Origin of the sequence: Mammaliicoccus sp. RAM2, from assembly GCF_045897195.1 — a bacterium.
GTDB lineage: Bacteria > Bacillota > Bacilli > Staphylococcales > Staphylococcaceae > Mammaliicoccus > Mammaliicoccus sciuri.
Genome location: NZ_JBJNWI010000019.1, coordinates 1 through 1,639, shown reverse-complemented (window position 1 = coordinate 1,639; position 1,639 = coordinate 1). Strand labels below are relative to the sequence as shown.

Here is a 1,639-nt window from a genome sequence, read left to right as displayed (position 1 = left end):
TGATTGGCTTAACCAATCAAAAATGAGCTTATCAAGCTTACTTCTTTTATGGAGAGTTTGATCCTGGCTCAGGATGAACGCTGGCGGCGTGCCTAATACATGCAAGTCGAGCGAACAGATGAGAAGCTTGCTTCTCTGATGTTAGCGGCGGACGGGTGAGTAACACGTGGGTAACCTACCTATAAGACTGGGATAACTCCGGGAAACCGGGGCTAATACCGGATAATATTTTGAACCGCATGGTTCAATAGTGAAAGACGGTTTCGGCTGTCACTTATAGATGGACCCGCGCCGTATTAGCTAGTTGGTAAGGTAATGGCTTACCAAGGCGACGATACGTAGCCGACCTGAGAGGGTGATCGGCCACACTGGAACTGAGACACGGTCCAGACTCCTACGGGAGGCAGCAGTAGGGAATCTTCCGCAATGGGCGAAAGCCTGACGGAGCAACGCCGCGTGAGTGATGAAGGTCTTCGGATCGTAAAACTCTGTTGTTAGGGAAGAACAAATTTGTTAGTAACTGAACAAGTCTTGACGGTACCTAACCAGAAAGCCACGGCTAACTACGTGCCAGCAGCCGCGGTAATACGTAGGTGGCAAGCGTTATCCGGAATTATTGGGCGTAAAGCGCGCGTAGGCGGTTTCTTAAGTCTGATGTGAAAGCCCACGGCTCAACCGTGGAGGGTCATTGGAAACTGGGAAACTTGAGTGCAGAAGAGGAGAGTGGAATTCCATGTGTAGCGGTGAAATGCGCAGAGATATGGAGGAACACCAGTGGCGAAGGCGGCTCTCTGGTCTGTAACTGACGCTGATGTGCGAAAGCGTGGGGATCAAACAGGATTAGATACCCTGGTAGTCCACGCCGTAAACGATGAGTGCTAAGTGTTAGGGGGTTTCCGCCCCTTAGTGCTGCAGCTAACGCATTAAGCACTCCGCCTGGGGAGTACGACCGCAAGGTTGAAACTCAAAGGAATTGACGGGGACCCGCACAAGCGGTGGAGCATGTGGTTTAATTCGAAGCAACGCGAAGAACCTTACCAAATCTTGACATCCTTTGACCGCTCTAGAGATAGAGTCTTCCCCTTCGGGGGACAAAGTGACAGGTGGTGCATGGTTGTCGTCAGCTCGTGTCGTGAGATGTTGGGTTAAGTCCCGCAACGAGCGCAACCCTTAAGCTTAGTTGCCATCATTAAGTTGGGCACTCTAGGTTGACTGCCGGTGACAAACCGGAGGAAGGTGGGGATGACGTCAAATCATCATGCCCCTTATGATTTGGGCTACACACGTGCTACAATGGATAATACAAAGGGCAGCGAATCCGCGAGGCCAAGCAAATCCCATAAAATTATTCTCAGTTCGGATTGTAGTCTGCAACTCGACTACATGAAGCTGGAATCGCTAGTAATCGTAGATCAGCATGCTACGGTGAATACGTTCCCGGGTCTTGTACACACCGCCCGTCACACCACGAGAGTTTGTAACACCCGAAGCCGGTGGAGTAACCTTTTAGGAGCTAGCCGTCGAAGGTGGGACAAATGATTGGGGTGAAGTCGTAACAAGGTAGCCGTATCGGAAGGTGCGGCTGGATCACCTCCTTTCTAAGGATATTACGGAATGACCATTAGGTCATGGAATAACG

1 rRNA gene is annotated in these 1,639 nt (G+C 50.8%); it reads left to right on the top strand.

What is annotated here, in order from left to right:
* Window positions 1–45: 45 nt before the first annotated feature.
* Window positions 46–1,598 (top strand): 16S ribosomal RNA (locus ACJTHF_RS13980).
* The last annotated feature ends 41 nt before the right edge of the window (window positions 1,599–1,639 follow it).